Annotated in this window: 18 protein-coding genes; 7 read left to right on the top strand and 11 right to left on the bottom strand. The window is 41.1% G+C overall.

The features are described from left to right. Nucleotides 1–106 precede the first annotated feature (106 nt). The 6 genes from ACYVIL_RS01460 to manD all read right to left on the bottom strand — a co-directional run bounded on the left by ACYVIL_RS01460 (nt 107) and on the right by manD (nt 10,736). On the bottom strand, nt 107–3,079 hold the full coding sequence (locus tag ACYVIL_RS01460) for a TonB-dependent receptor (protein ID WP_460311311.1): 2,973 nt from the start codon (nt 3,077–3,079) through the stop codon (nt 107–109). Nucleotides 3,080–3,727: 648 nt separating this feature from the next. Beyond that, nucleotides 3,728–5,533 carry a DUF885 domain-containing protein gene (locus tag ACYVIL_RS01455; RefSeq protein ID WP_460311310.1) on the bottom strand — a complete coding sequence of 602 codons (1,806 nt, stop codon included), beginning with the start codon at nt 5,531–5,533 and terminating at the stop codon, nt 3,728–3,730. 137 nt (nt 5,534–5,670) lie between these two features. Further along, entirely contained in the window at nt 5,671–6,504 is an 834-nt protein-coding gene (locus ACYVIL_RS01450; protein ID WP_460311309.1) for a hypothetical protein, read from the bottom strand. A gap of 50 nt (nt 6,505–6,554) precedes the next feature. Continuing rightward, the gene (locus tag ACYVIL_RS01445; RefSeq protein WP_460311308.1) at nt 6,555–8,318 is read right to left on the bottom strand and encodes a sodium:solute symporter family transporter; all 1,764 of its coding nucleotides are present in this window, start codon (nt 8,316–8,318) and stop codon (nt 6,555–6,557) included. Nucleotides 8,319–8,329: 11 nt separating this feature from the next. After that, entirely contained in the window at nt 8,330–9,469 is a 1,140-nt protein-coding gene (locus ACYVIL_RS01440) for a Gfo/Idh/MocA family protein (RefSeq protein WP_460311307.1), read from the bottom strand. Between the two features lie 49 nt (nt 9,470–9,518). Continuing rightward, a complete protein-coding gene (gene manD / locus ACYVIL_RS01435; RefSeq protein WP_303474564.1) occupies nt 9,519–10,736 on the bottom strand; it encodes a D-mannonate dehydratase ManD in 1,218 nt (405 codons plus the stop codon). Between the two features lie 113 nt (nt 10,737–10,849). On the opposite strand from manD, the gene ACYVIL_RS01430 reads away from it, so the two are divergent. Beyond that, complete coding sequence (locus ACYVIL_RS01430) at nt 10,850–11,854, top strand: LacI family DNA-binding transcriptional regulator (RefSeq protein ID WP_303474563.1); 1,005 nt, start codon at nt 10,850–10,852, stop codon at nt 11,852–11,854. A gap of 278 nt (nt 11,855–12,132) precedes the next feature. Here the strand turns inward: ACYVIL_RS01430 and ACYVIL_RS01425 are convergent, their stop codons facing one another. Further along, nucleotides 12,133–12,306 carry a hypothetical protein gene (locus ACYVIL_RS01425; protein WP_460311306.1) on the bottom strand — a complete coding sequence of 58 codons (174 nt, stop codon included), beginning with the start codon at nt 12,304–12,306 and terminating at the stop codon, nt 12,133–12,135. A 108-nt stretch (nt 12,307–12,414) separates the two neighbouring features. Here ACYVIL_RS01425 and ACYVIL_RS01420 point away from each other — a divergent pair, with 108 nt between their 5' ends. The 5 genes from ACYVIL_RS01420 to ACYVIL_RS01400 all read left to right on the top strand — a co-directional run bounded on the left by ACYVIL_RS01420 (nt 12,415) and on the right by ACYVIL_RS01400 (nt 17,128). Then, nucleotides 12,415–12,666, top strand: coding sequence for a ribbon-helix-helix domain-containing protein (locus ACYVIL_RS01420; RefSeq protein ID WP_303474562.1), 252 nt, complete (start codon nt 12,415–12,417; stop codon nt 12,664–12,666). Then, a complete protein-coding gene (locus tag ACYVIL_RS01415; protein WP_303474561.1) occupies nt 12,659–12,940 on the top strand; it encodes a type II toxin-antitoxin system RelE/ParE family toxin in 282 nt (93 codons plus the stop codon). Before ACYVIL_RS01420 ends, ACYVIL_RS01415 begins: the two co-directional genes overlap by 8 nt. A gap of 282 nt (nt 12,941–13,222) precedes the next feature. Further along, nucleotides 13,223–15,454, top strand: coding sequence for a hypothetical protein (locus ACYVIL_RS01410; protein ID WP_460311305.1), 2,232 nt, complete (start codon nt 13,223–13,225; stop codon nt 15,452–15,454). A 64-nt stretch (nt 15,455–15,518) separates the two neighbouring features. Then, nucleotides 15,519–16,175: a hypothetical protein gene (locus ACYVIL_RS01405; RefSeq protein ID WP_303474559.1), complete on the top strand. Its 657-nt coding sequence runs from the start codon at nt 15,519–15,521 to the stop codon at nt 16,173–16,175. After that, entirely contained in the window at nt 16,175–17,128 is a 954-nt protein-coding gene (locus tag ACYVIL_RS01400) for a hypothetical protein (protein ID WP_303474558.1), read from the top strand. Before ACYVIL_RS01405 ends, ACYVIL_RS01400 begins: the two co-directional genes overlap by 1 nt. 378 nt (nt 17,129–17,506) lie before the next feature. Here the strand turns inward: ACYVIL_RS01400 and ACYVIL_RS01395 are convergent, their stop codons facing one another. Next, on the bottom strand, nt 17,507–20,152 hold the full coding sequence (locus tag ACYVIL_RS01395) for a helix-turn-helix transcriptional regulator (RefSeq protein WP_460311304.1): 2,646 nt from the start codon (nt 20,150–20,152) through the stop codon (nt 17,507–17,509). 207 nt (nt 20,153–20,359) lie between these two features. Here ACYVIL_RS01395 and ACYVIL_RS01390 point away from each other — a divergent pair, with 207 nt between their 5' ends. Continuing rightward, on the top strand, nt 20,360–21,367 hold the full coding sequence (locus ACYVIL_RS01390) for a hypothetical protein (RefSeq protein WP_460311303.1): 1,008 nt from the start codon (nt 20,360–20,362) through the stop codon (nt 21,365–21,367). A 50-nt stretch (nt 21,368–21,417) separates the two neighbouring features. Here the strand turns inward: ACYVIL_RS01390 and ACYVIL_RS01385 are convergent, their stop codons facing one another. From ACYVIL_RS01385 to ACYVIL_RS01375, 3 genes are read right to left on the bottom strand one after another with little or no spacing between them, the layout of a single operon-like run. Then, nucleotides 21,418–22,614 (bottom strand): MFS transporter, encoded by a 1,197-nt coding sequence (locus ACYVIL_RS01385; RefSeq protein WP_460311302.1) that lies wholly within the window; start codon nt 22,612–22,614, stop codon nt 21,418–21,420. Between the two features lie 39 nt (nt 22,615–22,653). Next, on the bottom strand, nt 22,654–24,357 hold the full coding sequence (locus ACYVIL_RS01380) for a serine hydrolase (RefSeq protein WP_460311301.1): 1,704 nt from the start codon (nt 24,355–24,357) through the stop codon (nt 22,654–22,656). Next, entirely contained in the window at nt 24,354–25,937 is a 1,584-nt protein-coding gene (locus ACYVIL_RS01375; RefSeq protein WP_460311300.1) for a tetratricopeptide repeat-containing sulfotransferase family protein, read from the bottom strand. Before ACYVIL_RS01375 ends, ACYVIL_RS01380 begins: the two co-directional genes overlap by 4 nt. Between the last annotated feature and the right edge of the window lie 45 nt (nt 25,938–25,982).

The following is a 25,982-nucleotide window of genomic DNA, read 5'->3' as shown; positions in this document are numbered from 1 at the left end:
CCGTTTTTCCAAACCACAAAATGTCCAAAATAACTCAATAAGTTTGGTTACATGCCTTTTCGTTTATTTCGATAACTCCATATCTTAATTTTGCTCGGTGAAAGCCTTACCAATGATAGCTAGCACCCACTGTAATACGACGGTCTGTTAAACCTTGGAAACACAATAGCGCCCCTTCACTTACACAAGACTGTTCAACTTCTGACTCTGTTAAGTTCACCGCTTCAATTCCAATGTTTAGCTGTTCAGTTAGGTCATAACTCACGCTGGCATTCAGCTGCCCTCTATCTTCTTGAACCACTGGGAATCCCCATGGAAAGCTTGAAGTACTTCCAAAATCCGTTGAACGGTAGGCTTCACGCCACGTATAACGCATACGTGCAGACAGACCATACTTTTCATAGTACAAGGTAAAGTTGTAAGCATTTTCAGATAGATCGATCAATGACTGTTTTGCTGAAACATCAATGTCTTCTATCCCTGTGGATGCTGCAAAAATTGCGTTGGCGCGGCTTGTGGCATTATCAATTGCTTCACCACCTTCGAATTTCTGAATTGTGTAATTAGCTAAAACCCCAAATCCCGATGCCCAACCTAACTCGTCTTCGAAGCCCGAGAGGTCATATTGCACTGCCATTTCAATTCCTTTTTGGGTGGTTTCGCCAGTATCATTAATGGTAGTTGACCAAGGAACACACACTCCTACACCAACAGGACCGAATACATTGATATCTGCAATGGGGTTCCAGATGCCACCTTGTTCACATTCAGGGCCGATAATGTCACGGAAACCAGTTACTGGATCTTCATAAGGGTCGTTTTGTTGTCCAACGTGCAAATCTTTACGTGTTTTATGAAAGTAACCAATGCTTACAACACTTGCCTGTGCAAAATACCATTCAGCCGAGATATCAAAAGAGGTCACTTCTTCAGGAACCAAGCCAGGATTACCTACAGTTACGGCAGGGTTAGGGCTAGTAGAATAAGTAACCGAAGTGGATAGATCATCAAAGTCAGGACGGCGTATATCTTTTCCCCAACCGGCACGAAGCACAACATCGTCTGTTATGTCTGCTACAAGATTAATTCTAGGTAATAAAAAATCATAATCACCAACGGTCGTAATTTGCGAAATAGTCAGCTCGCCATTTGCGTCTGTGGTCGTTGAATTACCTGTTGATACCACTTCGGTTTCTAAATAACGCACACCAAAATTACCGCGCATATAATCAGTTGAAAAGTTTGCTTGCAAGTAAATTGCATCAGTGGTTTCTTCGATATCAAAGAATGCGTTTACCGCAGAAGTAGGCGCAGTGACTGGAATTGAGCCTCCATGAGCAGTAACAGCATCATTGAGTATCCGCAATACGTTATCTTGATCAGCCGTTATCATCTCGGGGTTTACCATCAGAAAATCTTTTACAAATAAATCTCGACCATCTGCATCCCCAAAGTTATCGGGACCGGTAGTCAGTATTTCTGCAAAAAGATCACCTGTTGGGCTATCGTCATAACTTCTTAAGTTCACGTTTGCACGAACTTCGTCAGTCATACTGGTTGCTTTACTATGGCGATAGCCAAAATCAAGGGTGGTAAGCACAGACCAGTCTAAATCGTAAACAAAGTCAGCACGAAAGGCGTCTTCGGTGTTTTCAGTGAGATCGCGCGCAGTATCTACGGAACGCAACATATAGTTAGCTGGATCGAGTAAGTCTGCGGTACTGGGTGCATTAGGTTCGTCAAATGCAATACCAAAGGCCAGTGAACCTCCCGTTAAATCGTAAATAAATGGCGTACCATTTTCATTTGAAGAGTTAGTGGCAGCGTTGGGATTGATGAAGTTAAGTGTGGTGTTAATTCGAGGGTTGGTGGTTTCAGAGCTCGACGATGCCAACTCCAGGGTGACCTTAAGGTTTTCACCTTGCCATTCCCCACCAAGCCTAAATATTTCACTCTTGGTGACCCTTGATATGGTATCACCTGCAAAACGTAGGTTTGGATCAGCACCTCCATCTTCAACGGGAATAACCCCTTTTAAGGCGGCTTGAATACTGCCTAGCTCCTGGCCATCTAAACTACCAAAGTTAACGGTTTCAAATTCACTAGGAACTGATATTCCAATAAGGTCACTTACCCCAGATGCTTGTGCTGAAACACTTTCTGAGTAACGCTCTTGATCATTGATGATGGCATCAAAGTAAAACTTCAAGTCAGAATTGGGAGCCCATTCAAGAGAGCCCGATAAATTAACCGTTTCATATTCATGGTTATCGTAATCTTGGTTAAGGAATTGAATACCTAAAAAATCAAATTCTTGGGCGTTAACGGTGCCGCCATCTGATCTCACAACGTTGTCTCGATCAACACGTGGGCGAAAAGCAGTGACGTCTTGTTCAGCATAGCTAGCGCTTATTACAACGCCAATTTCTCCTGCATCAAACTCCCAATTATCTCCATAGGTTCCTGATACCCTAGGTTTAACACCGTCGGTCGAAAGGCTACTTGATTCCCCCTGGACTCTAACGGAAGCTAAGGTTTCATTTAGTTGTAATGGACGAATCGTTCTAAGATTGATAGTGCCGCCCACAGAACCTTCGATGGTTTTTGCATCGGGGGCTTTTGTGACTTCGACCCCAGCAATAATGGAAGCTGACACATCTTCAAAGTTAATGCCCGTTCTACCCGCGCCAGAACCTACGGTAGAAACCCCATTTATTTCGGTGCGGTTGGCATTAGTTCCTCGAATTTGTACGCCGGTACCCACACCTGCAGAGCGCGTAATTTGTATTCCGGTAATATTCTCAAGCACTTCTGCCAAGTTTTGATCGGGTAATTTACCAATATCTACCGCTTCAATAACTTCAACTAGGTTATTCGATTCACGCTTTTCCAATAGTGCACTAGTTAATGCACTGCGTATTCCACTGACTTGTATTACTTCAAGATCTTCATTGCTTTGCTGTTCCTGTGCATTAATAGTTTGTGCTGTCAGCATCGCAACTATAGCGGCACTGTAAACTGCGGTATTTGTTCTGCGATTCTTAAGTACTGCACTGATTTTATTAAGCTTAGTTTCCATGGGGTCTCCATTAACTTAGTAGTGTCAAATTTATTGTTTATGCCTCGGCAAATTGTAAATAAATTGTTTCAATGGCGGAGCCAACCAGTTGGTAGACAGAAAGCTGAGTGAGTACTGAACATTCGCTATTTTTACCCATTTCGGCCTCGTACAAGGTTATCAATCTGATTGTGTAAAGACTTTTAAAAACCGGTTTACTAAACCGGTTTATTTAATTAAATTAACATATGATGATAAAATGTCAATATCCATTTCATGACAGTTTTATGGGGTGAGAACCGCTAGTTGTTCGTGTCAATGAGTCAAAGGCAGGAAAGAAGGGATTAAAATACAGTTTATAAAATGCCCTTAAACTTAGGGGATGGTTAGGATTAGAATTAATCTTCCATTCACCATAGAAAAGCACAGCGGAGGCACTTTTAAAGGGTTAGTGACCTCGTAAATACGATTAAAATAAAATCGAGTGTTCAGCTAAATGGCGTTGTTTTTAAGATACCAATTTAGGCAAAAGACAAACAGGAATAGTTGCCATTTTTAATGGGTTAAGATTTCAATTTACGGGGGAGGGAACATCAACAACAGGTTTAAACCGTCGTTGATGTTTATTACTTTTAACAGATTTTCGCCGTATTTGGCTCCAAATTGGCTTTATTTTGGCGATTTTACTGATTCTATCCAGTTTTCGATATTTGCTTCTAAAACAGATAAAGGTATAGAGCCACTGCCCAATAAGGTATCGTGGAATCCTTTAATATCAAATTTATCAGCCAATTCATTTTCAGCCCGCTGGCGCAGCTCAAGCATTTTTAACTGTCCAATTTTGTAAGCAAGGGCCTGCCCAGGCCAAGAAATATAGCGGTCAATTTCATTAATAATATCTTCTTCACTTTTTGCAGCATTGGCTTTGAAGTAGTCGATGGCTTGTTGTCGAGTCCAACCTTTGTAATGTATTCCGGTATCCACCACTAAGCGCACTGAGCGCCACATATCATAGGTTAATTGGCCAAAGCGCGAGTATGGGTCTTTGTACAAGCCTAAGTCGTATCCTAAGCGTTCGCTGTATAATCCCCATCCTTCTACAAATACGGTGAAACCTAAGAAACGACGAAAATTCGGCATATCATCTAATTCCATTTGTAACGCCAATTGTAAATGGTGACCTGGTACCGCTTCATGAACACTCAATACTTCCATTTCGTATTTAGGGCGAGTTTCAGGCTGATATAGGTTCACATAGTAATAACCAGCACGAGAGCCATCAGCTGCAGGCGTATTATAATATGCAGTAGTTGAGTCTGGGGCCACGGCATCTGGGATTGCTTTTAGTCCATAGGGCATACGGGGAAGTTTGCCAAATAATTTCACAAGCTCAGGGTCAATGCGTTTACTGATTGCGAGATAGGCGTCAAACAATTCTTCTGGAGTTTCATAATAGAACTGAGGATCTGTACGTAAAAAGTTAACAAATTCTTCAAAGGTTCCTTCAAAGCCGACTTCTTCTATGACTTTATCCATCTCGGCACGATTCCGAGCAACCTCATCTAAGCCTATTTGATGGATTTCATCTGGCGTAAGGTCAGTAGTGGTGAAATAGCGTACTTTTTGTTCGTACGCAGCTTTGCCATTGGGGGTGTCCCATAAGCCATGGCTGGTGCGAGTTGCTGGTAAGTATTTATTTACAAAAAACTGATTAAATGCGTAATAAGCTGGGATTATTTCGTCCGCTATAATTGTTTTTGCTTGTTGTTGTAAACGCTGCTGCTGATCAGCTGGTATATCGTCACTGATGTTAACAAAGGGTCGATAGAAAAGACTTTCTTCAGGTGTATCTACCAATTGCTTTTGGAGCTGATCTGGGATTCGTAGCATAGTAGCACGGGTTGGCATCATTCCTTGCGACATGCCAGTTTCCATCAAGGTTTGATTTTGGCCAATTAATGTGGGCAAGCTTTTCAACCTGGTTAGCCAATTTTCATAATCATTGACAGAACTTAGCGGCACGAAATTGGCCATATCGTCCAAGGTTTGTATCCCTTGGTTTTGATCTAATGGGATAAGGTAGGATTTATATTTGTGCTCTTCGACAGACATTTCCAGCTGCCATTTAAACAATTGATAGTTAGTCTTTTGGCTTTGAGTTAACTGTTGGACATCAATAGTAGAGAGCTTTTCCAGGACGTTACGATTGTGGGCGTCAACAGCATTGAGAGCAGATAAACTCATGTCTTGCCAACGACTATTTTGCTGATTATTACCTAACCCAAGGTAACTAGCATAAACTGGGTTGGTATCTAAAAAGTACAGCCATTCCTCATCCAGTATTTGCTGTAATTGTTGTTTTGCATCATTAGACGCTGTTGATACTGAAATGGTATTTTTAGTTTGTTGAGGGGCGGCACACGCGGTGAGTAGCATCACCGCAAAGAGCATATTGAAAAACAGTTTGATTGGCATCTTGGCTTCCCTTACGAGTATGTTTTTTAAACATAACCTTTTTCAAGGGGGAGTACAATTTTAGCAAATCTGATTTTAGCTTGATTAGCGCAAAAAATAGTGTGGTTTAAGCGCTATTCGAACCTTTTAAAGTTAACTCATTCAAGTGTTTTTTCTATTTTTTGCTTCACTTGGGCATAGTCAGATGACTCAATAAATCCCAGTGAAAATGTTTGGGGAGTAGTTAAAGACTTGTCTTTTTCATGACGTCCAAATCCCAGTACGGTCATGTATGGTCTGCTGACATAATCATCTGGATGTGCATCATCCTGATGATTAACTAGGTATAGCATTCTGGATGTTTTAACATCACCAAAAGCGAACCATTCAGGTGAGGGAAGGTCACCGATAAAAGATTCATCTATCTGGTGTTGCTGATTATCTACAGAGTTAAACCAGAAATCCGTTTTGTCCATTTCTCCACCGGGCACGCCCTCATATTGTACCCAATATTGATAACCGTTGCTGACTTGTATCATCGTGAAATCACAGCGATCTGGGTAAAAATCCCATTGTCCCTGCCATTTGCCATTGTCTGAGGTAAAAGTGATACGAACGTGCTTATCACTTTCAATTTCCACAACGGATGATGCTGGATCTGTTCCCGCGTTCATGGCATGAAAATAATTACCGTCTTGTTTATGGATAGCATTGGGAAAGCCGCGATACTCACCCTTCCAACCAGAGCCTTTTTCATTATGGAAGCCTATCCAATCTACGCCATCGTTATCCAACATACTGGATAGACCGCCGCCTTGCTTTTCAAGATAAAAGGTGGCGTTTGCAATATTGACTATATAGGCTTCCAGTCCGCCTGCAGACTCATCGATGCCATGGGATAAGGTTACTGCCTTTTCGTCGTTGCTTGGCGCGCAACCTGCGATCAGTAAAATAAATCCCACCACATAAAGGTATTTAAACTTTGAAAACATAGAGTTTACTCGTGTAATAAGAGGTTAAAAATACAAGCTAGAGGCACCGCTTATGCGGTGCTTAGAGCTTTTTTAGGATTTGCGCTTCTTTTCAATAGAAAACCGACGGCTAGAATGGTCAGTGCACAGCCAACAAAGACTAACCTTCCCCACATTGGGTTTGGTATCAACATCATCGCAAATACACCCACTCCCATGTACATCACCATAGAACCGAGTTTGCTTCGTTGTTGGCGGTCAAATTCATCTTGTTCAAAGTCAGCAATAAACGGAGTTTCAAGATCTTTGAAGAAAAACTCCCTTTCAGCGATATGCTGATCTTTTTGTTCTGAATAAAACAAACTGGATAAACAGAAGAAGCTTGCCGTGATAAGTAGGTGTCCGCCGATAGTGATCATCAAATTAATATCGATGGATTCACGACGGGTGAACTCTTGTTCCATGCCTATCAAATCAGCCAAAACTTGTGGCGTGAAGATATTTGCAGCAAACCATGACACGAACAAACCCACTATCACGGTTGCCCATGGGGCCCATTGTGGTGTCTTTTTGATAAACAAACCAAAAATAAGGGGAATGAGCAGGGGAACTTGGATCATAGTCGACACATTCATCATCAAATCGAACAAGCTTAGTTCTTTTAAAGACTTGAAGAATAAGGCCACGGCGATTACTAAAATACCACTGATAAAACTGACAATTTGACTGATGGTAAGCATGTGCTTATCGCTGACATCTTTATTTCTTTTGGTCAAAAAGGGTTGGTAAATACTGCGCACAAATATGCCTGAGTTTTTATTCAAAGCAGAGTCCATAGAAGACATGGTGGCGGCAAACAAACCGGCTAGTAAAAGTCCAACTGTGCCTACTGGCATAGCATTGCGGGTAAATACCAAATACACCGCATCGGCGGCTTTGTTGCCTAATTCAGGGTAAGCCGCTGCTGCATCTGGATACAAAGTGGCAGAAGTCCAAGGTGGTATAAACCAAATAATACTGCCTACGCCCATCAGCACCATTGCTAACAACGCAGCTTTACGGGCATTATCGGAATCTTTTGCGTTTAGAAAGCGAAATGAATCATGCATGTTCATTATGGTGATCATCTGCTTAGCCAGGAAAAATACGAAAGTAGCGACTAAAATAATGCCGTAGTTCATATCTGGTCCCATCACAAAATCTACCGGGAAGTTTTCTATCATCGCTGTTGGCCCGCCCACATTAATCAGGGCAATGATGGCGCAGGCAACAGAAATAACGGCAACCACTAAGGTTTGCACGAAGTCGGAAGCCACTACTCCCCAAGCACCAGACAATACTGATACAAATAGTACCGTTAAGCCAGTGGCGATAATGGTGGTACTCACATCCGCGTCAAAAACAACACTAGTAAATACCCCCAAGGCATTGAGCCAAACACCTGCATTAATAAAACTAAAAGCAATGAGTGCCCACGAGAAAAACAATTCGTTTTGGTGACCAAAGCGGCGTTTTATGCCTTCAGTAGGGGTGTCTACGCGCATTTGACGAAAACGCGCAGCAAAAAAGGCCCAGCCGCAAAAATATGCAAAGGTATTAGCAAAAAATACTAAACTTATGGAAAAACCATCGGTGAAGGCTTTACCGGCTCCACCGGTGAATGTCCATGCGGAGAACTGCGCCATAAACGCAGTTGAACCAACCATCCACCAAAGCATACGACCGCCGCCACGAAAGTAATCACTAGTTGAGTTTGCCGCCATTTTTTTAAACGCAAAGCCAATTCCGATGACCAAGGTAAAATAGCCGGCAATAACAATATATTCATATAACATGAGTAAGCCTTTTATTGCAGATGACTAACGTCAATCCAATTGTCATTTTTACGGATTAAATCGATCAGTTGTTGATATTGGCTGCCTTCTTTAAACGTTTGATAAGGGGCAACCTTTTCACCTTTAATGTCGTTTAACAATTCTCTGATGAGGTAGCGCCAATTCTTTTCAGTGTCACCTTCGGCATCAGGCACGTTATTGGCTATGTCTTCTGGTAACGCAAGCTCTTGCCATCCATTTTCTTTGTCGTGGACGTACAAGGGGCCACTTGCATAATGGCCTTTAATATAAATAGCTCCTTCACTGCCATAGATAACAACGTGATCTTCGTTGAAGCGAGGATGTAACCCACCATGTTTAAATAATACTGATACCGGATTTTTAGCCATCTCACTTTCAATTTGTGCCAGCACGGTATAAGTCCATTCTACATTTGACTCACCCCATTTTAGATCTGGATCATTTAGATCGCTGGGGATGAAATCACGACGCTTTTTGAAGTTATGCACACCTTCAACGATCGGCGCTTTGACCAAGTCATCCCGTACTTCGCCCATAATGGATAGGATTTTTTCGCCAACAATAGAAGTCACAATTGACAGTTTATGGGTGAAGTTGTTGTTTAACCGTCCGCCACCATGCTCTTTTCTGTGTGACCAACCAAAGGGAATGTCTCGTTCTAAATTGAAGTGGGATATGCATTCAACTTCCAAAGGTTCACCGATAGCGCCAGCTTCAACTAAGCGTTTGGCATGGATCACATCAGGCATATAGCGAAAACTTGCTGCAAAGGCCGTTTTAACGTTTTTGGCAACGGCTAAATCGTATAATTGTTTGGAGGTTTCACCACTTTCAGTTAAGGGTTTATCACAGAATACGTGGCAACCATTTTCAATTGCAGCTGTTATTGCTTCAACGTGAGCGCCTCCTGGGGTGGCAATAGACACCACATCGGGTTGACAATCTTGCAGAGCTTTTTGCCAGTCTGTGCCGGCATAAGGGATGTTCATGTCTTTGGCGACTTGCTCAACGACACTTTGCGTTCTGCCAACGATCCCAACCACTTCAGCACCCATATCTCTAAATGCTTCTGCATGCCCTTGACCCGCAAAGCCAGTGCCGAATACTAATACGCTTATCTTTTTGCTCATGTTGTTTCTCCAACCTAACAAAGTTTAAATTCAAAAAAGTAGAACTGAATTACCAGTTCCAAACAGTTCCATCTTCTAGTCGACTAACGGGAAGATAAGAACGCTTATAGGGATATTTACTCGCTTCTTCTTCATCAAACTCAATCCCTAGACCTGGTGCATCACTTACGTATGCCATACCTTGTTCTACTTTAATTTGATGTTTAAAAATTTGCTTTAATTGCTCGTTACCTAGGCCAACGAATTCTTGAATACCAAAGTTAGGTGCCCAAATATTGAGGTGCATATGGGCGGCAAAACAAACTGGCGATAAATCAGGGGCACCATGGGGGGCCGTTTTGACGTTATAAATACTGGCAAAGTCTGCCATGCGTCTCAATGCGGTGATGCCGCCGGCGTGGGTAGCCGCAGCTCGAAGGTAATCAATTAACTGGTTTTGAATTAAATCCTTACAATCCCAAATGGTATTGTAGGTTTCACCAATGGCCAATGGCGTAGTGGTATGCTGTCTGATGACTTTGTAACTGTCTTGATTCTCAGCGATGGATGCATCTTCCAAGAACATTAAATTATACGGTTCTAATAACTTACCCAATCTTGCCGACTCAATGGGGGTTAAGCGACTGTGAACATCATGGAGCAGATGAACATCATTGCCAAAACGTTCTCTGGCCTGAGCAAAAAGATCGACAATCATATTGAAGTATTTTTGTGTGGACCAAGCCTCTTCTGGCGGCAAAGGTCGATTACCCTGTAATTCGTAATAGTCCTTTTTATCGCCCAGTACACCGTAGGTGACATTCAAGCCAGGGACTGCAGATTGCAATCTAACCGCCTTAAACCCTTGATTAATCAACTCTTCGGTTTTATCTAGGGTGTCTTTGATGTCTTCACCACTGGCGTGGGCATAAAGGGTCACAGCTTGTCTGCTCTTGCCACCCAATAACTGATAAACCGGCAAGCCCGCAGCTTTTCCTTTAATGTCCCACAGCGCCATATCTATCGCTGCCACCGCTGCCATGTTCACTGGCCCTTTACGCCAATAAACACCTTTATACAAATACTGCCAGATATCCTCGATATCATGGGCATTACGACCAATCAAACAAGGTGCAACATGCTCTTCTAAATAGCTAACCACTGCCATTTCGCGACCATTTAGGGTCGCATCGCCGATACCATGTATGCCTGCATCAGTAATGATTTTCACTGTGACAAAATTTCTGCCAGGATTACAAACAAATACTTTGATTTCTTTAATTTTCAACGGATATTCTCTCTTTGCAGATAAACTTACTAAACCGGTTTAGTTGATTAATTTAGCATAGTATTGCAGTATGTCAACTTTCTATTAACAAATTAAAAAACAGTGATACCTAAATGGCAAAAGTGAAATTAATTGATGTGGCCCGTTTTGCTGGTGTATCAAAAAGTACAGCCTCTCAATTCCTGAATGGCCGCTTTGACTATATGTCGAAAGAAACCCAAGAACGCATTCGCGCAGCCGTGGCTGAGTTGGATTATGTGCCTAATCCCATTGCAAGAAACCTAAAAGCAACAAAGACAAAAACCATAGGGGTAGTGGTAAGAGATATCACCGGATTTTATTCCAGTCGGGTTATTCGTGGGGTAGATGATTATTGCAAAGCCAAGGGGTATAACGCATTGATTTACAATACGGATTTTGATCCAGAGACGGAAGCAAAATCAATCGAGGCTCTGTATCAGTTGCGTGTCGACGGCGTTATTATTGCCTCTTCAGGGAATAACACTCAACTTATTTCAGGATATATCGAGAAAGGTATGCCTATTGTCCACTTTCAAATTGAAAATGATGGGAGTGAGCAGAATATAATTCTATCCGATTATAAAAAGGCCGCTTTTGATGCCACTGAGTACCTTATAAACTTAGGTCACAAACGCATTTGCTTCGTGACTCAAGACTTCAACAATGTCAATTCTAGAATAGATCGTTACCAAGGCTACGCAGAGGCATTGAGCAAGCATGACATTCCACTAGACGATAATTTAGTGCAGCGTTGGGACCGTGAATCTGGTTTTCAGACGGCACCAATAGAGATTATAAAATCTTACGCTCCCACCGCATTTTTTACCCAGCATTTACCCATCACGGTTGAGCTATTGAGAAGTTTAAACCGAGCTAATATATCGGTCCCAGATGATGTTTCATTACTTGGATTTGATGAAGTTCCTATGGCTGAATTCTTCAAAGTGCCCATTACCGTAGTAAAACAAGAGCCTTACAGCATAGGCATTGAAGCGTCGAAGTTGTTATTAAATAATATTGCAAAAGAAACTAATATTTCCCACAAAATATTGATCCCTTGCTCGTTGGAGATACGTGAGTCCTGCAAAAAACTCTAATTTTCTAGTGTAATCTAACAATGGGCTTTGCCTAGGTTTCGGTGAATTGCAGCCGTTGGTTCTGATTTAGCCAACCGTCTGCTTAGCATAAGGAAACAGCCGGTGCTTATAAGCTAATTATTTTGAATAAAATGGTTATTTGATTAACTTGTTTGACCGGCAAGTGTCATCCCAACGCGGTTGTGCGCAGTCACTACAAAGTTTATGTATCGATGTTCTCTGTAATCTCTAATGCGTCGTCAACTTCGATGCCCAGATATTAAACCGAACTTTCTAATTTAGAATGGCCGAGAGTATCTTTTTGAATCAATGCTTTTTATTGCCAATCGAGTCTGTTCAGTGATTTCAAATTGAATAGGCCATCCCGTTTTTTGCTTCAAAGCTAGTTCTTGACCAACTAGCTCTCCCTTATTCCAAGGCTCTTTTTTCTTATAAACGGCAAGTGGGTACATAAGTATTCTCCAGAATTATGAAGGACTGCAGACTGTGAGAATTTAATTGCAATACAAATACCATACATAATACTATTAAATACTACCAATGAGGCTGTGAGGTGAATAATGAGCATGGTTAAAAAGAGCATCACTGTTACTGATAAACAAAATGAGTGGATGCAAAGTCAGTTAAGAAGCGGCGAATACGCTAGTGATAGTGAGTTATTGAGAGACTTAATACGTAAAGAACAACGAAGGAACGAAGAAATTAAAGTTATCAGAGAGGCGTTAATTACCGGTGAAAAAAGTGGCTACTCCACGAAATCAGCTGAACAAATTTTGCAGGAGTTTAAAGAAAAACGCCGCATAAATGTCTGAATATAGGTTAACACTCGCCGCAGAAATGGACCTCGCTGACATTTTAGAATACGGCGAAGTACATTTCGGTACTGAAGCAGCGCTCGGATTTTACGAAGGCTTACTAAGTCTAATCCGTAAAATCGTTAATAATCCTGCTCAATTTGCCCGAATAGATGAGGTCCGCAAAGGATACCGTAGAGCAATTTATCAAACGTATTCCGTCTATTTTATTGAGCGAGAGAATTTCATAGAAATTACGCGAGTGATACGCAAATATCCTATAAAACTGTGACAAAACTGGCTCACAATCATTAGCTGTCTCATCCAAGAGGTGCCGTTCAAGTGATGGTGCCTAAATCTCTGCTTTGTACAAGTCAGTTTTCAAGCGTTCAGCCCCTTGAATCTCGCTTTTGCTATAAAGCCAATCAGAAGAATGCCCAGCACTTTCCATGTTAAATTTCTTATCTAGCGATGTCACAATATTAATAAGTGATTCTAATTGTTTATTTTTGTTGAATAATTAAACGATTTTTGACATGGTAAAAAGATAAACTGATGTCTTTAGGGATAGTGAGTGCACCGTTTATATATAATTTGTCTTGCATTAATGCTTGTTTCTTCAACATTTGCTTCAGATGTATTGATATCAGCAGGCTCTAGCGAAGGGCAAGGTTTCTTGTATGAGCACGAAGATATCTGCTACGTTGTCACACCTTTTCATGTAGTTAAAGACTCCAGTGAACCCTCAGTCCTTACTGCCGAGAATATTAGTTATCGGGCAGAACTTCTCACAGAGTTTGAAACAGAGTTTGAATTCGACTTAGCGTTATTGTCATTGATTGATAAACCAAACATCTGTCATTTGTCTACTTTCCGAAAGCACGAAAAATTAACCCAGCTCCTCAATATATTAGAAGAAGGTATATTGAAAACGAAATTAGAAGATGGCAGTACCCAGCAGGTGCTTGTTAATATAATAGGGGTAGAAAATACAACTGCTCTCGGTATTCGCTCTGCACTGAACTCTGACACACTTAAGCAGGGTTTTAGCGGGAGTCTATTATACATTGCTAATTTACCGGCGGGAATTCTATATGAAATAGAAGACGACGTTGGGTACGTATATAGGTACGATGTTGTTAGTTCATTGCTAGATGATTATTTCTATCCGAACGGTGTACCAACTGATGGCAATGAAAGCTTAGTCATTGGTAAAACCACGCTTCAAAGTACATTTGCAAAAGGCCAAACAAAGGAATATACCTTTGACGGTCAAGCAAATAGCGCTATTGAGCTTGAAAACCTCAAAACCGATAAACGCGTCGACTACAGGCTAGCAATACTAGACGAAAATGGTATTCAAAAAGCTGGTTGGGACATAGGATCCGGAAGACACTCTCGCTTTGCATTTACACCTCTAACGACCGGCTCTTACACCATTCGTCTTACTGGAACTAACTACAGCGGAAACTATAAGATTAAACTTCATCAGTGGTCTATCAACTCAGACTTACGTGGAGAAGCCAATTTATTAGATAAAGGGGATGCAATAAACGGCCGATTTGCCATTGGGAGTATCGCTGAATATCGTTTTAGAGCTCAAGAAAATAGTCCTATCATTCTTAAAAACTACAAAACTGATAAACGGGTCGATTTCAAATTACAGATAGTCAACGAACGTGGAAAAACCCTAAAACAATGGGACATTGGCTCAGGTAGAGCTGTCAATTTACCTTTCACTCCGCCTAAATCGGGTCTTTATACCGTTCGCTTAGTTGCTAACAACTATCACGGCTTATTCAATATAGGACTGAATCAATGGGCGTTAAATTCTGATTTACGCGGAGACGCTAATAAGGTCAACGTTGGCGATACAATTCAAGGTCAGTTTGCGGAAGGTAGCATCGCCGAATACTCGTTGGAAGCAAGAGAAAATAGCGCTATTGTATTTGAGAATTTAACGACACAACAACGTGTTGATTTCAAATTTCAGATAATCAACGAACGTGGAAAAACCCTAAAACAATGGGACATTGGCTCAGGTAGAGCTGTCAATTTACCTTTCACTCCGCCTAAATCGGGTCTTTATACCGTTCGCTTAGTTGCTAACAACTATCACGGCTTATTCAATATAGGACTCAATCAATGGGCGTTAAATTCTGATTTACGCGGAGACGCTAATAAGGTCAACGTTGGCGATACAATTCAAGGTCAGTTTGCGGAAGGTAGCATCGCCGAATACCAGTTGGAAGCAAGAGAAAACAGCCCAATTGTATTTGAGAGTTTGGCCGCAGCGCAGCGAGTATTCTTTACCCTCGCCATTATTGATAAACAAGGAAAGACTTTAAGACAATGGGAAATTAGCACACGTAAAAACGCCAATTTACCTTTCACACCACCCAAGTCGGGTTTATACACGGTCCGTTTGACAGCAACTAAAGGCTATGGAGAGTTCAATATAGGACTCAATCAATGGGCATTAAATTCGGACTTACGCGGAGACGCTAATAAGGTCAAGGTTGGCGATATAATTCAGGGTCAGTTTGCGGAAGGTAGCATCGCCGAATACCAGTTGGAAGCAAGAGAAAACAGCCCAATTGTATTTGAGAGTTTGGCCGCAGCGCAGCGAGTATTCTTTACCCTCGCCATTATTGATAAACAAGGAAAGACTTTAAGACAATGGGAAATTAGCACACGTAAAAACGCCAATTTACCTTTCACGCCACCCAAGTCGGCTTTATACACCGTTCGTTTAATAGCTACTGGAAATTACGGTCCATTTCATTTATTGGTTTCGCAACCTTAATGAAAATGCGTCTTATAATAATTCTTTAGCTTGAGATTGACGTTAAAACTCAAAGGTTACATTTATGATTATAAAATGCTTTCTATTCATGTGTCTGCTCGCTGCAAATTCAGCACTGGCACAGAACGTAATAAACATAAGCGACTTTTCTGAATCATTAAGCAAAAAGGTCAAGGTATCAGGTACTTTTCTCAAAGGCATTCAATACGAATCAGCTGACGATGAAAAATTTCTGAGCGTTAAGCTGATAAGTGGAATACAAGGGCTTTTGTGTATCTCAATTACAAGTAAAGATGGAAAATACAAAGCCTCTATGTCACATGAGATAGATGGAAAAATATCTGGTTTTACTAGAATAGTTTACCAATCTAAATTTATGGATGAATTGCAAGAATACGATTCTAACAGCTTGGCAGTACTCGCTAGTGTCGCAGGTTCTTGTGAATCCACTGACAAGCGTTATTTTATATCTACTTGGACAGATTCAGTAGCGAAAAGTAATGTCGTAATGTTGATTCGGAGTAACGCTAGAAGAGACAGTGTTTCGGTTGGTGACACGGGTAAGTCATTCAAATGTGAGAAAATTAATAGTCCATCTAACGTATCATATGACAAAAAATGCGTATTAGAAAATACAGATTTAACAAGCATTAACAAATTAGTCGTCAAACGGAAGAAATATATAAAAATCCCTGACGAAACCATATTATTGGCAATGTAATGGCTAAAAAGAAAACAGCTAATTCTAAAACTAAAAGCTCATTTGCTTTTTATATACGTAAATTTTTACTTAGTATTTTTTTCGTATCCGAAGACATTCCATATTCTGCTAACGAATTTGCTGAAAAAGCTCAAGGTAGAATTATCTTTATATTTTTAAGTCTGTTCTGGCTTATTTTGATCGGGATAATTGTAGTTTCAGTACTATTTTTTACGGAAAAAAACACCTTATTTTCTGTATCTGCTAGAGCTGAACTTATAGAAGTGATGCCGTTCGAAGATGTCGCTTACCCAATTTGGAGAGTCGAAAAGGCAAAAATTGCATTTGACTGTGGCAATGACTATAAAGAAATGTCTGGGTTGGTTCAAGTCTCAGGTAGTTCTTCTATCGAGTTCACACGACTAAGTACAGGCACGCTAGAAATTAATTTAGATTCAATCGATGAACCTACTACTGGCTCAATTACAAACGATAACGGCCAGGTAACTGAGTTCACTGATTGTGCAACCTTAATTTTGAATCCCTCTAAAGAGTCTGCGGTTACCTTACCAATTGATGGCATTGTAAGAGTAGGTGGCTCTATTAAAGAAGAAGTTTCTGTGTTTCCAATTATGTACTCAGGACAAGTGCAAATTGCTGACAAAGCTGCCCTCTCGCAGAATTACTATTTGGCGGAGATTTTCGATTTGAAAATGGGAGAACAATTTTCAATTTTAAAACCTTCTACACAAAGTTCTGGGTTCATATATGCGAATGAAGAGAAAGGTTTGTACATTAATTTCAGCGGTAAGGGTGAATCAGGACAAATATACAGATATAAAGCCGAACCTATTCAAATCGAAAATAATTTTTGGGCAAAACTATATAACGACGAAACCTTGGTGTTCTTATGGCTGTTGGTCGTTACTATATATACATTTATAAAAGTTGCTATTCGTTACAACATTGAGTAATTGATTTAATCAATGAAAAGCACCTATTGTTGAATTTAATTTAACAAAGACCTTCGATGGAGGTAATTGTTATCCCGCAACATTTTTGGGTGCTTTTTTCCTGTAATTTTCAATAAGCCGTCGTCAATTATGAAAATAGTTTCCTACCTATCTTAGACATCGACAATGTCAGGAATGTCGCACTTTCTGTCATCATTTAAAGGATAACTCGACTGGCCGTTTTAAGGCTCACTGCAACTTGTCAAATAACGCCTGCTCACTGATTGCTCATGGCACAAACCCGACCAACATTGGGGGCAATTTAGTTGTTCGAGTTTCTAACATTGATCCCCACTTTCAAACTTTAATATGCTTGCACAGTGTGTGCTGTGGTTTCTATTATTCCGATAACCAAGGTTCGTTTTGCACTCTAAGCATCGCTTCAACTCGGTTATCCACATTCAGTTTACTCAAAATCGAAGACACGTGGTTTTCTATTGTGCGATTTGAGCGAGAAAGGGAAGTGGCAATATCGAGATTGCTCGCGCCTGTGACTAAAAGCTTCAAAACTTGTTGTTCTTTATTGGTGAGCCCAATGGGGTGTTTACGTGTTTTAGAGTAAGGACCGCGACGAATTTTTGGAAGCATATCGGCAATGCCTTCTGCTGCAGCAATACTCCTAACCTTTTGTTGAAAGGCTTTTGCATGCATCTTGTCAAATAGTTGCCATGCTTTTATCAAAGAAGATGGCCGATGCTTTCCTTGAATTGACAGCAGACACATCGCTGCATTAAATGGCATTCCAAGGGTATCCCATGCTGCATACGCCGCTTCGCCGTTATCTTTTAATTGGAGTTGGTAGGGTTTTGATATACTGTCTTCCCGCCCATTTGAAATGTCGTATTGCAAAAGTTTAGCCCAAACTAACAGTTCGCCCAACTGCCATGGGTTTAATACACCAGAGGGCAACTCATTTAGCCAATCTATGTGTTTTTTAGCCTCCTCTATACGAATTGTATTATCAGCGTTTAACCATAGGTATTCAATCAATCCTAACCTTGCTGGAATCATGTACTGATTTTCGTTGGTTGATTGGGCGTCTTTTAAGGCTTGGTTGAGCAGTTCCTGGCTATTTGCTACCCCCAATCGTAAGTTGACTCGCGCTAATACAATTAACGCGGGCAGTTTCATTAGCAATGTTTGATTGCTAATTGATTGCACACCGGCAGCAATGGTTTGTGCATCTATTAATCGACCTTGCTCTTGTCGCAGTTGGGCTTGTAATCCGACTAAATAGTACGTCCAGGAATCGAGATCGTGGGCAATATCATATTGTATACCTTTCAGGGTCATAGTTTCAGCCATTTCAAGTTTCTTGAATCGAATACAGTAGTCTGAAAAGTTTGTATAAACCCTTGCCACATCTTCGTGGAATCCATGTTGTTCTGAAATAGCCAGACTTTGTTTTAGTTTATCTTCACCCGCGGCATCGCCGTGCATCAATAAAGCCGTTCCAATGTTGTTTAGGGCATGTGCTTTCACCGTGGGATTTGAGAACTGATCTGCTAATTCGAGGGCTTTATTTCCCCAATACAAGGAGTCCTCCATTCGATCGTTAAGCATATCTAATTGTGAGCGTAACGAGTATGCCATGGCCAGTTCGCTGGAAGCAGGTATTGATTCAAAGGTTTTGATTGCCTGATTGGCGTATTGCTCCGCTTTCTCTGCATGGCCCTGATACCAATATAGACGCGACAATGAACGTAAATTTTCCCCTACTTTATCCTGCCTATCCAAGGCTCGCCATAGACTAATAGCATGGCGTCGTGCGTCAATGACGGTTTGCTGCATATGGGTAGTTAAGCTGACTTCGTAGGCCCAGTTTTCATGTAGGCTTGCGGCGAGTTCAGGGTCTGCATATTCTACAAAACTTAAGGCTTTACGGTAAAACGAGGCGGCTTCCTTATGTGCGCCTAGTTCTGCAGCTTTAGTCGCTGCATTAGGTGCGTATTTAAGTACTCTTTCTGCATCTAAGGCCCCTTCAGCATGATGCACAAGCCAAGCTAAGTTAGTGACCAAAGGCAATGTTTCTAAACTTTCAATTATGCGCTTATGAGTTAGTTTTATTTGCGGGGGTGATTGATTTTCCAATATGGCTAAGCGAACTAGCTCATGCTTAAATCGAAACACACTTTGGTGATCACAAACCAATAATTTTCTGGCTACACAGGCCATTGCGAAGGACTCTGCGTTTTCATCAAATAATTGGCTAATTAAAGCCGCTGGAATGCTATAAGGGATAAGGCTTAATACTTGCAACAATTCACGTTCATTGCGACCTAATAAATGCACTCTACTGCTCACTGCTTCTCTAATTGATGCCGGTATTGTGTGATTGTTATAACCATTGTTAGCTAATAATTCAGCAATGAAAAACGGGTTTCCGCCAGTGATTTTGTGCAAGGTTTCTGGATCATAACTACTGTCTTTACTTAACTTTGATACTGCGTCTTGGCTCAATTGTTCAAGGTGAACTCGCACTGTATGAGCTGATGGCACTAATGAAAGTACTGAGCTCAATGGATGATCTTGTGTCACTTCATCAACCCGATAACTCAAACACAGTAAACAGGGTAAAAACGAGATACGTCTAACTATATATTTGATGAGATCTAGGCTGGCATGGTCGGCCCAATGCACATCTTCTATTACCAAAATAGTCGGTTTGCCCAGTTGGCTTATGGCTTGAAAAAAGCTGGAATAAATTAAGTTAGGAATAGCGCCGTTTTCCAATTGAGTAAGCAATGAAGGCGATAGGAGCTGAGCAAAATCGTAGATGGGAGCATAGGGGCGCGGCGTAAATAAAGGATCGCAACCAGACCAATAAATATCTAAGGTATCGTCTGCATGGGAACGTACGTGCTCTAGCAAGGTGGTTTTACCAATTCCAGCCTCACCACTGAGTAGCAATACCTTTCCCGACTGCGCTATTTGAGAGATAGTGTTTGATATCTTATCAATTGCGACTTCTCGCTCTAATAACATGTAAATTACCTGCTCGCTGAGCCTAAACTATACAATTTAATTTAAGTTAAATTAGGCTAAATTGCAGAGTTTTTACCAAATTTAGGTATTCAGATTTCAAAAATCAGGTGCCAGTGCACATTTTTAAACACATTTATGCGCTTATACTTTTAGTCATAGGATTGTGCACCAATTGTATTTGGTCTCCCGTGAAAATAAGGAAAAATCATGAAAGCAATGAACTCGATTTTTATCGCTGCTGTGACTTCAGTATGGTTTGGGACTAGCATGGCTGTCCCCATTAGTGCTGATAGTGGTGTGTCATTTTACCACGACATCATCATTGCTGGCGGGGGGCAGTTGCCGATTGGATTAGAGGTTAGATCCGGTGCTCCCGATTTTAGCAATCCAATCAATACTGAATTGCAAGCAGATGATGCCGTTGAATTTGACGATTTAGAAATTGTTATCGCCGGTCTTGCTCCTGAAGCCCCCTCGACTGTTACACGGTATAGTAGCAGTACTCGTAACGCAGACACCGAAGGTGCCTTCGGCATGAATGATACTAAGTTGTATCAAATTGTGGAGGAGGAATTAGTTCCTGATGGTAATAATGATATTTCTGAGCGTGGAGTTTGGGGCAGTGGGCAGGCCCAAGCAAGTATTAGCTCTGAACTTTTTGATACTCAAGCAGACTCTGATGTGTCTTTGGAAAGAGAGTTTACGCTTTCCAATGAAAACGCCACAGCATTAACATTTTCCATTGAAGGAACCTTTGAAATGGGGTTTTTTGCCATGGCTGATGGTGAAAATAGCTTTGCTGAAGCCTTCGCAATGCTAGATCTGTTTTTTACGTCCAGTAATGGGTTAGACATTGTCTTTGCCGATACCAGCCTGTATATCAATGATCAAACTGAAACCGGCGATAATGCCATTACGTCATTAATTCGGGAAACTGACGTAGCAAATACTGGCCATTTGAGTTTTACAGGTAACGCAAGTGCGACGGGATCGGATATTGGTGGCAGTCAACAGGCGTTTGGAGATGGTACGTTTTCCTATGCATTGGGTGTTACCTTGCAACCCGGAGAAGAAATCAGCATGTCCCATCTGATTACTTATTCAAATTTAGCGGCAATTGAACAGCAGGTTACAGAGGTAAGTGAGCCATCTACTTTTCTGTTTATTTTATTTAGTTCAGGCTTTTTCCTGTTTATTCGAAAACGTCCTAGGTGAAACGCTTCCGACAATTTACTCATTTACTCTTTGGTTGATAGAATTGCATGTCAAAGTGAGGTCTTCTTATCAGAATCTAGCAGCCTTGCAGGCCAAAAAATTACAGCGGAACAAACAATAAGTAAGATACACGAAAAATAGATAACGGTTTCATAACTATCATCATTGAGAAGCAAAGCGGCTGCCATTGGACCGGAAGCCAAGCCCATCTTTGATGCAAATCCGCCTAACGCAGCTAATTGTCCTGCTTTGTCTAATTCAGAACAAATGCCAAACATATAGGGTAACGCAAACGCCCAGGTGATACCGATGAGCACATTGGCTATCAAATACACCATTGAAACTTCGCTATATATTAATACCCAAGTACAGATTGCCGTGACAATAATTGCTGCAATTAAGGGCATAGTTCTTCCGTATTTTGTACCTATTAATATCACTAACATGGAACCCAGGAGTGCCACCCAACTGGCGCTGGCCAATGCTGGGCTCATAAAATCCATAGTTAAGCCTTCTGCTTTTCCTAGTCCAATTACATAAGCGAATAATCCCATGTTGGCAGCTTGAAACAAGAAAATAGCCAACAATGTTAAGACCAATGGTTGACGACGAACTTTAGCCGGTAACTTGGCTAAAGGATCGGTTGCAGCTACCGGATAACTTGGTAGAAAAGGCAGCATAGCAAGTGAGATAAAAGTAAAGCTCATCAACGCGATAAATAACGCGGAGGTGCCATATTCAGGTACCATCGCGGGCAAATACATAATCCCAAGACCACCTAATCCCCATTGGATAAGAAGCAGGTAACCGAACGTTTTATCTGCATCTCGGGTGCGTGAAATAACGGCAAAACCAATCCCTACTAGCAAGCCGCCCACTAAACCATGTGCGCCACGGATTATCACCATAATAGTGGGGGAGGTAATAAAAATAGATAAAAAGTCGACCAGTAGAATAGTGAGGAGCAGTACATACGCCCATTTTTTCCAATTAATATGCTTGACGATAAAGACGGCTAAAAGCGCACCGGCTGCTGCTCCATATAGATTTGAAGAGCTAACAAAGCCTGCTTGTTGGTTAGTAAAATTTAAACCTTCAATTAAGCCACTGACTAGCGCGGGCATAATGTTGATATAGAAGATACCTGCGGTGGTCAGAAAAGCTAAGAAAATACGGGCTAGTGCGCCATTCGAATCGACTTTCCATTGATTTAATTGAGTGTGTTCGATGGCTATATGCTTAGTCACTTACTTCTCCCGTACTGCTGATGTATTAAGGTTCATAGGTTAACCACTACAAACCGAATTTAGCTTATCTAATTCACTGAGGGCTTCTGTCCAGTTAAACTGATAACTATCACTGACGTAATAGTAGGTATTGTTGTTGCCTAAAAGTGCTAACGTAATTCCGCCATAGCCAGACATAAATGGTATCCAACTTTCGGATTTACATTTGAACTTAGCATCCACTTTTCTTCCCCAAAAACCATGTTGATAACGAATGTTAGGATAATCAGTTGTGGCACCACGATTGTTTGGGGCTTGTTGTAATCCTGCTAGAAGATAATTTTTGGAGAGCTCCGAAGCGGATTCAGTTGAAGTCGATTGACGTTGAATATAACGGGACAACTTAACTAAATCGTGGCGATTAAAGAATAGCCCATAGCCTGTGTAAGGTTGCTTTGCCTCACCTTGGGTACGTCTTGTTTTTGCACTTACTTGGCTTAGCCCTAAGGGAAGGAAAATCTGTTTGTACAAAATATCGGTGAAGATATCTGCATTTTCTCCCAGTTTAGATTTTATAAATTTGTTTAGGCCAACACCCAACAAATAGGTGTCCGAGGAATGATAAACAAAAGTGCTTCCTGGAGAACGTTTACGGACATAGTGGTTGCAGGCATAGGCAATTCTACCTTCGTTTGTTTTCGCAGTAAAAAAACTAAGCTTATCTGCAGATGCCTCATCAACGCCGTATTGAGCTGAATCGAAATTTCCCGTGGTCATATCTAACAAATGACCGAAAGTTACCCCCTGCCATTGGCTATCGCTGCATTGCTCTATCCAGCGGTCTACCGGCTGTTCAAACACATTTCCGTAGTGTTTTTCTAAATAAAACATTGCTAATCCAGCAAATAATGACTTTGCGGTAGAGTAGGATGGAAGCACTAGTTGTTCACAAAATGGGTAGTTGCCAGCGCGCGTGGGACATGACGATACATAATGTATATCTTTATAAAGTACGCCATAAGCACTCATATCTGTCAGCGCTATTCGTTGTGGCAAAGCTAAGTTTTCTATCTTTATTTTAGGGAGTTTCTTGGCTAATTCATCTAACGCAACCCAGGGTAATCTAGCGTGTTTCTCAGCTTCATATTGAGTCACTATTTCACCGGGTGAATCACTCGTATTTTCTGTGTAGTGGGCGGTGCCCGTTCCCCAAAAGTCAGCCTTAAAATAGGCACAGGTTTCACTACTTATTTGATAGTAAAATTGATTAGAACTGCCCGCTAAGCCTAATTCAATGACTAAAACACCATTATGTACACAGTTCTCATTTTTCTCGACTATCGCAAATGGCAGGCTGATTTTACTCCCTTGATGTTCAGGGGGAGTGCCCCAAAATTTCCCTACACCGATAAAAAAGTCCCAATTGGGGTTGTCACTATGCAGCAAGTGCCGCTTTTCAGGGATAACTTCTCCTAATTCATTGCTCACCCAGTTAAAGCTCATATCCGGCAGAATCTCAATATTTTCTTGCAGGGGAGACGCCGATTGAATGACTTGAATTTTGGCCCTAAGTTTATCCATTTGTAATGCAATGTGCCCTTTTTGACTTTTCTTCTGAGCCCTATCAGGAATGAATAATTCAGACATCAAAATAGGTTTTTGGGGTATCGCGGAAGGGCTTTCCAAAATGGCGTTTATTGTTGTTGCTGACACAACAAATAGGCAATTAACCAACAACAACGTTATCGCCCAAATTATTCTCATACTAAACCTGCGAGTTCAAATTTCGCATGTACTGAAGACAATTGCTTACTCACATGTTTCCATTTATTCACAGAACTTGAATACACCGGTTGCCTAATTTGCGCTGCACTGGCGGTTGTTGAAGCTGCAATATTATCTTGAAAATTATGACATTGTTGTTCTATTGGAAGTTCACAATAGTCTAAAATCGCGTTTGTTTGCGCCTCGATGTTCGATGTAAGGTTTTCATATGAAATACTGTGTATTTTATTCGGTAACAAGGTTTTCCAATGTGTCATCAGTTTATGGTGAGCAATCTGATACTGAGCTAATTCATCCAAATTGTAAGAAAAAGGGTAACCTTGGGTAAAAATGTGTTTAAAAATTGCGTAACAGGTATCCAGTGGGTTTCTTTCTACATGGATGATTTTGGCATTGGGAAGGGCTAAATGAATTAACCCAACATACAGAGAGTTCAAGGGCAACTTATCTATAAACTTGCGATGACCTTGCGTATCTGGGTAGGTGCTTTCGATATAACTTTGGCCTAAACGTTTAAAATCTATCTGTTTTGTGAGTGAGATTAAGTCCAGTTTATTAACCGGTTTAGCAGCACCACTGTGCTGAATCTGTTGCATCATTTGCAGTGCAAAATTATTTAACTCACCGGCACTCATTACCTGCGAGTGGCTGCTAATAATACGCTCCACCAAGGTACTGCCAGTTCTGGGCAAACCAACAATAAAAATAGGTTGTTGGGAGTCGTATCCAGGTTGATCGTTATGGACAGTGTTGGCATCAAATACATTGCGAATTTGGTCCAGTGATGCAAGATCATTGTCCAGAGAGTACTGCATATGCTGACGCCGAATAGATGCACCTTGTTGAAACGCATTAAAGGCATCTCCGTATTCAGCTAAATCTTCAAGTTCTTTGCCTAATGCATAATAAAGTTGTGATTTTGAGATAGGGGAAGCAAGGCGGGTAAGTGCCGTTTTAATCTTATCTACGTGATTACTTTCACTGGTCTGTTTGTGCAAGTTAGAACGCATTAGCCAAGCTTCACTGTCATTGGGGTTCAGCGCTATGAGCTTATCAAGAGTACTCTTGGCACTATCTAACTTACCTACATATCGTTGCACTGAGGCTAAATTAAATAATATTTGCGGATTATCAGGTTGCAAAGTAAGCGCACGTTGATAGTGAGTTAAAGATGATTGATAGAGGTTTAGTTTATTCAGTAGAAGAGCCAGTTCAGCATTAAAGACGACTGAATCATTGTCTTCAGCAGTTAACGAGCTAGCTATATCTTGTGCGCTTCTTCTATCTCCCAATATAAAATGGAGTTTTGCTTCGAGTAATAACCAATCTGGAATATTTGGTGATAGTGCCAATGCCGCTTCAATGTAACGCAACGCTAATGCATGTTTACCTAAAAATAGGTTCACTTCGCTGTATGTATGCCAAGCAGGGGCATATTCAGGAAAATCAGCACACAAAGATTTGCATTGTGCTAAAGCACTTTCTAGTTGCTTATTGCGAATCTGTAGCCAAATATCATCGAGTTTTTTTTGTGCGTTCTGCGATTGTTCAGTTAACATAAAAATTGCGTCATAATGAAATTTTGTCATTGAGTTTAGAGCATA

Source organism: Aliiglaciecola aliphaticivorans (assembly GCF_054782055.1).
Note: the sequence above shows the minus strand (reverse complement) of the source record. Positions and strands in the feature narration are given on the sequence as shown.

Bases quoted from the DNA above. Each gene is read 5' to 3' on its own strand.
- ACYVIL_RS01405 (WP_303474559.1), top strand. From the start codon at position 15,519: ATGATTATAAAATGCTTTCTATTCATGTGTCTGCTCGCTGCAAATTCA.
- ACYVIL_RS01450 (WP_460311309.1), bottom strand. From the start codon at position 6,504: ATGTTTTCAAAGTTTAAATACCTTTATGTGGTGGGATTTATTTTACTG.
- ACYVIL_RS01395 (WP_460311304.1), bottom strand. From the start codon at position 20,152: ATGTTATTAGAGCGAGAAGTCGCAATTGATAAGATATCAAACACTATC.
- ACYVIL_RS01460 (WP_460311311.1), bottom strand. From the start codon at position 3,079: ATGGAAACTAAGCTTAATAAAATCAGTGCAGTACTTAAGAATCGCAGA.
- ACYVIL_RS01425 (WP_460311306.1), bottom strand. From the start codon at position 12,306: ATGTACCCACTTGCCGTTTATAAGAAAAAAGAGCCTTGGAATAAGGGA.
- ACYVIL_RS01420 (WP_303474562.1), top strand. From the start codon at position 12,415: ATGAGCATGGTTAAAAAGAGCATCACTGTTACTGATAAACAAAATGAG.
- ACYVIL_RS01455 (WP_460311310.1), bottom strand. From the start codon at position 5,533: ATGCCAATCAAACTGTTTTTCAATATGCTCTTTGCGGTGATGCTACTC.
- ACYVIL_RS01375 (WP_460311300.1), bottom strand. From the start codon at position 25,937: ATGTTAACTGAACAATCGCAGAACGCACAAAAAAAACTCGATGATATT.
- ACYVIL_RS01380 (WP_460311301.1), bottom strand. From the start codon at position 24,357: ATGAGAATAATTTGGGCGATAACGTTGTTGTTGGTTAATTGCCTATTT.
- ACYVIL_RS01445 (WP_460311308.1), bottom strand. From the start codon at position 8,318: ATGTTATATGAATATATTGTTATTGCCGGCTATTTTACCTTGGTCATC.
- ACYVIL_RS01390 (WP_460311303.1), top strand. From the start codon at position 20,360: ATGAAAGCAATGAACTCGATTTTTATCGCTGCTGTGACTTCAGTATGG.
- ACYVIL_RS01400 (WP_303474558.1), top strand. From the start codon at position 16,175: ATGGCTAAAAAGAAAACAGCTAATTCTAAAACTAAAAGCTCATTTGCT.
- ACYVIL_RS01440 (WP_460311307.1), bottom strand. From the start codon at position 9,469: ATGAGCAAAAAGATAAGCGTATTAGTATTCGGCACTGGCTTTGCGGGT.
- ACYVIL_RS01415 (WP_303474561.1), top strand. From the start codon at position 12,659: ATGTCTGAATATAGGTTAACACTCGCCGCAGAAATGGACCTCGCTGAC.
- ACYVIL_RS01430 (WP_303474563.1), top strand. From the start codon at position 10,850: ATGGCAAAAGTGAAATTAATTGATGTGGCCCGTTTTGCTGGTGTATCA.